The organism is Okeania sp. SIO2B9, from assembly GCF_010672505.1.
In the GTDB taxonomy this organism is placed as follows: Bacteria; Cyanobacteriota; Cyanobacteriia; order Cyanobacteriales; family Microcoleaceae; genus Okeania; species Okeania hirsuta.
Map to the genome: position 1 here is coordinate 1 of NZ_JAAHGK010000182.1, position 8011 is coordinate 8011.

At 36.3% G+C, this 8011-nt stretch carries 9 protein-coding genes and 2 pseudogenes; 4 read left to right on the forward strand and 7 right to left on the reverse strand.

The window, feature by feature from the left end:
• Positions 1-202: pseudogene (locus F6K13_RS08940) on the forward strand (sugar transferase); the annotation flags it as partial.
• On the opposite strand, the gene F6K13_RS08945 reads toward F6K13_RS08940, so the two are convergent.
• The 5 genes from F6K13_RS08945 to F6K13_RS08965 form a co-directional block, all read right to left on the reverse strand.
• Positions 182-787, reverse strand: coding sequence for a class I SAM-dependent methyltransferase (locus F6K13_RS08945; RefSeq protein WP_124146880.1), 606 nt, complete (start codon positions 785-787; stop codon positions 182-184). The pseudogene F6K13_RS08940 and the gene F6K13_RS08945 sit on opposite strands and share 21 nt — an antisense overlap.
• A gap of 35 nt (positions 788-822) precedes the next feature.
• Positions 823-1455, reverse strand: coding sequence for a uracil phosphoribosyltransferase (upp, locus tag F6K13_RS08950; protein ID WP_124146881.1), 633 nt, complete (start codon positions 1453-1455; stop codon positions 823-825).
• A 1657-nt stretch (positions 1456-3112) separates the two neighbouring features.
• Positions 3113-3496, reverse strand: coding sequence for a dihydroneopterin aldolase (gene folB / locus F6K13_RS08955; RefSeq protein WP_124146882.1), 384 nt, complete (start codon positions 3494-3496; stop codon positions 3113-3115).
• Positions 3497-3505: 9 nt separating this feature from the next.
• Positions 3506-4744 carry a URC4/urg3 family protein gene (locus tag F6K13_RS08960; protein ID WP_124146883.1) on the reverse strand — a complete coding sequence of 413 codons (1239 nt, stop codon included), beginning with the start codon at positions 4742-4744 and terminating at the stop codon, positions 3506-3508.
• A 119-nt stretch (positions 4745-4863) separates the two neighbouring features.
• On the reverse strand, positions 4864-5016 hold the full coding sequence (locus tag F6K13_RS08965; RefSeq protein ID WP_287239849.1) for a hypothetical protein: 153 nt from the start codon (positions 5014-5016) through the stop codon (positions 4864-4866).
• 192 nt (positions 5017-5208) lie between these two features.
• Between F6K13_RS08965 and folK the strand changes: the two genes are divergently transcribed.
• Entirely contained in the window at positions 5209-5724 is a 516-nt protein-coding gene (gene folK, locus F6K13_RS08970; protein ID WP_124154787.1) for a 2-amino-4-hydroxy-6-hydroxymethyldihydropteridine diphosphokinase, read from the forward strand.
• A gap of 40 nt (positions 5725-5764) precedes the next feature.
• Here the strand turns inward: folK and F6K13_RS08975 are convergent.
• Together F6K13_RS08975 and F6K13_RS35770 are read right to left on the reverse strand one after the other, a co-directional pair.
• A pseudogene (locus F6K13_RS08975) lies at positions 5765-6240 on the reverse strand (transposase); the annotation flags it as partial.
• 172 nt (positions 6241-6412) lie between these two features.
• Positions 6413-6565, reverse strand: coding sequence for a hypothetical protein (locus tag F6K13_RS35770; protein WP_161564672.1), 153 nt, complete (start codon positions 6563-6565; stop codon positions 6413-6415).
• 373 nt (positions 6566-6938) lie between these two features.
• Here F6K13_RS35770 and tmpR point away from each other — a divergent pair, with 373 nt between their 5' ends.
• Together tmpR and F6K13_RS08990 are read left to right on the forward strand one after the other, a co-directional pair.
• A complete protein-coding gene (tmpR, locus tag F6K13_RS08985; RefSeq protein ID WP_124154788.1) occupies positions 6939-7658 on the forward strand; it encodes a bifunctional dihydropteridine reductase/dihydrofolate reductase TmpR in 720 nt (239 codons plus the stop codon).
• 72 nt (positions 7659-7730) lie between these two features.
• Positions 7731-8011, forward strand: a 281-nt coding sequence (locus F6K13_RS08990; protein WP_287287229.1) for a 6-carboxytetrahydropterin synthase, incomplete at its 3' end; no start/stop codon positions are given.

The following is an 8011-nucleotide window of genomic DNA, read 5'->3' on the forward strand; positions in this document are numbered from 1 at the left end:
AACATTTTTGTTGCCAATTTTATTAATTACTCTAAGTAATATAGCTACTGCTAGTTTGTATGGCGATAGCGAAAGTCATCGTCAGCTTTTTAGCTTATTAAAAAGTCTGACATTTGCTCAAGTAATTTTACTATTACTGGCTTTTTTATACCAACCAGAATCAATCTACTTGAAGTTACAATTATTTAGTAAAAATAGTTAGTAATACTGCTCCTAACAAATACTGATTTGCTTGTAAATTTAATCCAACCTCTTTACCTAATTGTTCGCGAGCTGTTGGACTGTAAAGCTTAATTCCACCAGGAGAAATACTCAAAAACTGAAATTCATCTTGCCACTTAAAATAGGAATCAACTAAGTAAAAATATCCTCCTGGGCGTAAAACTCGACTCACTTCATTAAAAACTTGTTGAGGATGAGGATAATGTAAAAAACTAATTGTATTAAAAACAGCATCAAATTCTTCATCGGCAAAAGACATTTCTTCAGCATTTCCTAGTAAAAAAGTTAAACTTTCTTGATGACGATTACGACTATTAGCTTGATTAACCATTTCGGGAGATAAATCTAAACCAGTACCTTGAAGATCGGGAAAATTAACAGCAAGACGATGCAGAAGTTTTCCAGTACCACAACCTAAATCTAGTACATTTGATGGACTTGGCAGATTTACATATTCCAGTAATCTTTGATGTACCGCTTGATAAACTACAGATGGAAATAACCAATCATAATTAGGTGCCCAAAGATCGAAAAATTTTTGTTTAGAGGAAATATTATTTGTCATATAGCAGTTATGTTTGAGTTCATAGGAAAATAAAATTATCTCGTTCCATACAAGCGATCGCCAGCATCTCCTAATCCTGGAATAATATAACCGTGTTCGTCTAATTTTTCATCAATAGCAGCAGTATATAAGGGTATCTCTGGGTGATATTTATGGAAATGTTCAATTCCCTCTGGTGCTGCCAATAAACACAGAAATCGAATTGATTCTGGGTTAGATTCTTTAATCCGATCGACTGCTGCTACTGCTGAATTTCCAGTTGCCAACATGGGGTCAACTATTAACACATCTCGCTGCTCAATATCATGGGGGACTTTAAAATAATATTCTACAGCAACTAAAGTACTAGGGTCACGATACAAACCAATATGTCCCACTCTTGCTGTAGGTATTAACTCTAAAATCCCATCAAGAAGTCCTTGACCTGCTCGCATAATGGAAACAATCACCATTTTTTTTTCAGCAGCTAACATCGGTGCTTCCATCAACTTCATTGGTGTCTGAATTTGTTGATATTTTATTGGTAAATCGCGAGTTACTTCATAAGCTAATAACATTCCTATTTCTTTGAGCAGTTGGCGAAATTGAGCAGTGGTAGTTTCTACTTGACGTAATAATGTCAATTTATGCTGAACTAATGGATGATTAATGATAGTAGTTTTTGTCATTTTATGACCTAGTTTAATTCATCAAATTATACAGAAAGTTCCCTCGTATATAAAGTACAGATATTATTGAAGAAGGAGACAGGAGACAGGAGACAGGAGACAGGAGGAAAATTACATGGGGATTCGCTCCCCCAAGTAATGCGTGAACACCCCCGTTGACGGTGGGGTATTAAACCCACAAAGAAAATGATAATTAAATGTTCCCTGTGTGGGCATTTTTCCCGCTATGGGTGTATCTCACGACTGGTGGAATATGCTGTATATAATTACCGATTTATGTAATACCAAGTATGATAATTTTTTGCTAAAAATATCTGTTGCCTGTTGCTTATAACCATAGTAGTCTTTTCAACAATTAATAATTAATAATTACCTCTTCTTTTCAAGGAGAGGATTGACTAATCATGAAAATTTTTCTTCTCTTGGTCGATTGGATATGGCGAGGAGACCCGTTCTTACAGACCCGCTCCGAAGATCGCCATCCCACCCTACGGGAAGCTACGCTAACGACCGCTTATTATCCCCTTAAAAGGGGAGGCGCATACCCACAATTTTTCGGTAATATGAAATACAAAAAATTGTACAAATATACGACTCTCCCTATCTCCCTATCTCCCCATCAATCTTTGGTAGCAAACATTAACGTATTTCATATAACATTCTTTTTTTCACACTGGTATAATACCAATTACCATGCATTAATGCTTAACTTAGGTATCAATTCAATTATTAGGTAATTAACACAAACAGAATTACCTTTTTGATAATTAGCACCCTAGGAGTGCATTAATTATTCTTATGTTTATTTCTTTGTACTGACCCATGCAACGTCCCTAGCTATTCCTCTGTTCAATAAAATGTAGAAAAGTTTTTGATCGATGGCATAAGTGGGTATAAATAAACCTGAAAACGAAGAATATAAAAATGAAGTATGAAGGCAATTTTCAAGATATTTTTACTGTTTTGAATATCCATCGCAATTTAATATTTACAGAGAATTAAATCCACCTAATTAATGAATCAAAAATCAGGGTAACTGACATAGAAATTTAACCCCTACCCAATTGATGCACTGTAGGTGAGGTGTAGGGTATCAAACAATGTAGTGAAAGAAGTAATATCATATCCAGATAAGAGCGTTACCAAAAAACTTTCTCATACCTTTTTCTTCAAACTCCCTATTCCTCCTTCCTGACTCCTGAGTTCTGACTCCTCTACTTATAAATATTCAACCGGACATCATATAAGTAGACAACAGCAACTATATAATGGATAATTTTTATACTTTTACAGGACTAATATCATGTCCGGTAGCATCGGTATTGTCAGCGTGAAGGTAAGAAAGCAAGGAAGAAGGAGGAAGGTTTTAGTTATCTAGGAGAGAGGAAAGAAGGCTTAAAAGCTTGAAAAAACGTAAATTTCCTGTAGATATTCACCCTTGGTTTTACACAAACGATAAAGTGCGGACATGATATAACCTGATGCCATCTAAATTATTATAAAATAGAGAACTTTAGCTGAACCGTCTCTAGAGCAAATTTAGATAGAATTTACGATAGTAACGAGGTACATTTTTTTGACTTTATTAAATTCTCGAAAAATCAAAATAAAGTATATACTTCACCACATTAAAAAATCATCTAAATTACCAAATGTATTAACTAAATGAGTTATATACTAATGCTTCCTTTGCTCTAGTAATTTCAATAGTAACTTTGCCACTAAAATCTGGTATTGGAGCTGCTAACTTAGTTAAACTAACCTTGACATTTTGTACTAATGGTTCTTGCAAAATAGCCGTAGCTATAGTATCAGCTGCTTTTTCTAACAAAGCAAACTTAGAATTTTTCACAAGTTGTTGGACAGTATTAACTATGCTGCCGTAATCTACGGTATCTTCTAAAGCATCGCTTTTACTTGCAGCATTCAAATCTAACCCTAGAATTAAATCTACTTCAAACCATTGTCCCAATACTTTTTCTTCTGGAAAAAACCCAATGTACCCGTAGCAGCGAATTCCAGTAATTGAGATTGAGTCCATAATTACTAATTAAAAAACTGTTCCATCACTCTTGATTTTAATCGGAGGCGCACCATCCTTTCTTAATTCTTTTGCTATTTTTCGCCCTGCTGCCCATGTACCTCCCTGTAAGACCTTTACCAGTGGTAATTCTGAGGTATTTAAGTTAAGTTTTTCTTGAATTACTTGAGCAACTTTGTCTAAAAGACTAATAGTTAATGCTCTCCATTCTACAATAATTTCTGAACCTGGTAAATGTTGTTGTTGTAGAATCAAAGGATTTTTGATTTTTATTAGTTCCATATCTATAAATAAGCCACCATTCCGATATTCTGCTAATCCAGTTAAATCATCTAATCCAATTATTTTTAAACCCAATTCTTGTAATGGTTCGAGCAATGAATATGTTAACCATTGAGATAATTTATGAAAAGGTATATATTCATCCCCCAAGCGATCGCTTTTGAGCAGAGAATGAGGCCAAACATCTCCTAAATTAATACCTGAAATAGTACTGCGCCCTGGCCAAATATCTCCCAATCCCTCCAATACAGCATTTAATACTGAAGTAGCTTTAATTGCTTCTTTATTGGCCTGATTTTGCAACAAATAATCAACCATATTTCCTGGACGTGGACTATCAATGCCAAATAACTGAGAATCTTGATTTAAAACTTGCCCCAAGCGTTGCAGCAATTCCAGACGACCTTCAAGACCCACCAAGGGATTTTCTGGACTAACTTGGAATCCTTGAGTTAAAGTCTGGACATCAATTTGTGAAAGTCCTCTAGTATCTGCTTGCCAGGGAAAATCGGGATTACTAGAAAAAAAACCTTGACAAAATAGTCGGAAACTGCAAACTGCCAAACCTTCCGAACGACTAAATATTAAGCCAGTTTCAGGTTCAGTGTATTGCCAGTTTGCACCCGCACCCGCATCTAGTAGTACACTAATAATGGCTAAATCAAATTTTACCTTGGCTTTTTCTACAGGTGTGAGTCCTGCCAACATTTGGTCAAGTTCAGCTAGGCGAGGCACATCTCCTACTTGGAAATGTCGCCAACGACTATGTAAGGGTATATTTAATTTGGGATACTGAGCATAAATAATATTAATGACATAATTAGCGCATTTATCTAGTTGAGTTAAATCGACTTGAAAATTATTGAGTTGGTCTTGACAAGCAAGATTAAAGATGCTAAAACACCTTTCTCGAATGGCCTGGGCAGTTCTTAGGTATGTAATAACTTCTGGAATTTTTTTATTCATTAAAAGTCAGAGTTAAGAAATATAATATAAATAGTAAGCTAGAAAAAAATTATCACCGAAAAATTGGGTCTGAAGCCTCCCCCTTCTAGTCGGAAGTAATAACTATAACTGGCTGCACTCTACAAACAGCATCCCGATTCGTCCCCATAAATTAAGTCAATCTCTCTGGCCACCGTCGCGAGTTCTAGAATTTCCAGGTCATTCTGCTTGACAGAGAGCTTGTGTAGATTTTGCCGTTGTTGATGGCTCACTCGTGTAAACTTCCAAATCACCCTCTTTTTTTGAGCAACTGACGTACATACTCAGGACTCAAGTTCATTTGCTGTTCTCGGCGTAGTTTTTCAGCTAGTTGCAGACTGTTGTAAGTTCTTGGGTCTTTTGTCAGATAGGAAACTTTGATAGTTTCTTGTTGACTTTCTTAAATTTAATTCAGCAAAAAATTAGAGCAAATATTCCGCCAGTTAATGTCTAATCAAATTGACTTCAGCCAATCAGAAAAACAAGAGAATAATGTAGCTGTTGCTCTTGGTAGTAATCTTGGTGATTCTTTAAGTATTCTAGAAAATGCAATCCAAATTTTATCCAAAACTCCAGGTATTACCTTAAATACTTATTCTAGCTGGTATCTGACTAAACCTATCGGTCCAAAACAACCAGATTATCTGAATGGTTGTGCATTATTAAAAGTAGAATTAACTCCTCAAAAATTGTTAGAAATTATTTTGGATATAGAAAAACAATTTAAGCGAGTACGTTTAGTACATTGGGGACCTAGAACTCTAGACCTAGACTTAATCTTATACAATGATTTAATACTAGATGCTCCAAACCTGCAAATACCCCATCCTCGGATGAGAGAAAGAGCTTTTGTTCTCGTACCCCTAGCAGAAATAGCTCCTGATTGGATTGACCCAGTATCAGGAAAAGCGATCGCTCAACTTCTAGAAGAGGTAGAATGTTCAGGAGTATCTAAACTTTAAACTGGCAAGTTAAAATAGCAATTCTACTAGCGCGTCTAGATTAAAATTGTGGGTAAAGATGATGTAGTTTTATCCTAGTATCAGCAGTAGAAAAGCGCCAATGAACCTTAGCTTGAGAAGCATTGCGTTCATCCTGCCATGCCCGAAGTTCTTGCTCTAGTATGGGATTTGCTGACGCAACGCTACCGCGAACGCTCCGAATCCGACGCTCAAGACATTGTTGATTAAGTACGCTTCTATTTCTACGATATTTAGCCAACTACCATTGCGTGGGGGATGGTGAATTTCAAGGTACCGAGCTAATTGATCAGCTTCTGATACCGGAAACGCTTGATACAAAGAAGCAATATGATGAGTGTGAAGATTGTCACAAACTAACTTGACCTTGCGTGCATTTGGATAGTCCACTAATAGTAGATTACGTATTTGTTCTGCCCACTCAATACGAGTTCGATGTTCATAGCTTTTAACTCGTCGCCAACCGTGAATCGGGTCTACAAATAGAAATATAGCTCTAGTGCAGGATGGCAGAAATAACTAACCAGTTACAAAATCCTAAAAGCCTTACCAATCAATACTTTTAACTGTCTTGAGTGTGTCTTACATTCTGAGGGGACCTCAGAATTACACACTCGCTTTTGAATGCATTACTTTTGACTTCCGCGTAGCGGCACTAGTATCATTGTGTTCATAGTAATAATCCTATGAACGCATCGTGACCTAGTTGAATAGGAATTAATTGTTTAACATCCCCTTTTAATTCCAAGACTGCTTCATCCATACAAATTAATGGTTGATCATCAGAGTGTTCAGCTATGTAGAAATCTAGAAGTACTTCCATTTGAGCTACAAAGCGGGCGCTGTCTTTTCCCGGGATGCAATATCGTTGTTTCTTCCCAGGCCGCAGTTGGTTTTTTTTAAACTCTGACGTACTGTTTATCTACTGATTTCGGTAACTATTCCACGTCGTTTTAGCTCCGAAACGAGCAAAGTGAGTGTCCATCGCATATGACCAGATGGAGGCTCACTACAGCAAATTGCTACAATCATGAGCATGACATGAGCCATCTAGTTTCCTGGGCACTGGAGGAGTGCTACCTTGGCGACATTTAATTCTGTCCAAGTTACTTATAACATTGGGTGTTGGTTGATGAAATTTTGCCAAAATGATTAACCTAAAATTGACTGGTGATTATATTTAGGTCTTAAAAACAATGCTCAAAAAAGCACTCGTGACAGGTTCAGCAGTAGGAATAGGTAGGGCAATCGCTCTAGATTTAGCCAGTAAAGGATTTGATGTAGCATTTCACTATAACCGCAGTGCAGATGCAGCTAATCAAGCAAGTCAAGAAGCAGCTAACTACGGAGTAAAATCTATTGCCCTACAAGCAGATGTTACCAAACCCGAACAAGCTAAATCTCTAGTAGATAATTCAGCTAAACAACTGGGTGGTTTATCAGTAGTAGTTAATAATGTGGGTAACTACCTCAGAAAACCCATTAGCAAAACATCTATAAAAGAGTGGCAGGAAGTTATTAATTCTAACCTCAATGCCACTTTTTATATTACTCAAGCAGCACTTCCCTATCTCAGAGCAGCTAATGGCGCACGCATAGTTAACTTCGCTTGTGCTCATGCCCAAAATGTGGTAGCACGCCGGACAAATACAGCTTATATAATTGCTAAAACAGGCATCATCATCTATACTAAATCTTTAGCCCAAGAGCTAATTCAAGACAAAATTACTGTTAATGTAGTATCTCCTGGAGTCGCAGAAAATTCTTGGGATGTAGAAGAAATGATTCCTAAATTACCAGCTAAACGTCCAGCCTATTTGACAGAAATTAACCATGCTGTTTGGTTTTTTATTAATCCTAATTCTGATTATATTACAGGGCAAGTTTTAGAAGTTTCTGGGGGCTGGAATTTGTAGTTATAATTTTTTCATCCCTATTTTTGACAATTTATATTTTGATATTACTGATTATTTAAACGAAAAATAAAAATGAGTTCTAATCAGGAGGAAATACCAGAAATTAAAAAAACTGAATCTAACTCAGAAACTTGGATAATAGGCAAAGAATTTAGATTTGAAGCTTCCCACCAACTACCTAATCACGATGGTAAATGTGCAAGATTGCATGGTCATTCTTGGCGTGGTGTTATTTATGTTTCTGGTAATGAATTAGTAAATTCTGGTGGAAAGCAGGGAATGATTATGGATTATGGAGATATAAAAAAACATCTAAAACCCCTGCTTGATGATTATTTAGACCACTATCACTT

What these genes read in the sequence shown, in the direction of transcription:
- F6K13_RS08945 (WP_124146880.1), bottom strand. Translation starts at nt 787, where the DNA reads ATGACAAATAATATTTCCTCTAAACAAAAATTTTTCGATCTTTGGGCA.
- upp (WP_124146881.1), bottom strand. Translation starts at nt 1,455, where the DNA reads ATGACAAAAACTACTATCATTAATCATCCATTAGTTCAGCATAAATTG.
- F6K13_RS08960 (WP_124146883.1), bottom strand. Translation starts at nt 4,744, where the DNA reads ATGAATAAAAAAATTCCAGAAGTTATTACATACCTAAGAACTGCCCAG.
- folK (WP_124154787.1), top strand. Translation starts at nt 5,209, where the DNA reads ATGTCTAATCAAATTGACTTCAGCCAATCAGAAAAACAAGAGAATAAT.
- tmpR (WP_124154788.1), top strand. Translation starts at nt 6,939, where the DNA reads ATGCTCAAAAAAGCACTCGTGACAGGTTCAGCAGTAGGAATAGGTAGG.
- folB (WP_124146882.1), bottom strand. Translation starts at nt 3,496, where the DNA reads ATGGACTCAATCTCAATTACTGGAATTCGCTGCTACGGGTACATTGGG.
- F6K13_RS35770 (WP_161564672.1), bottom strand. Translation starts at nt 6,565, where the DNA reads ATGGAAGTACTTCTAGATTTCTACATAGCTGAACACTCTGATGATCAA.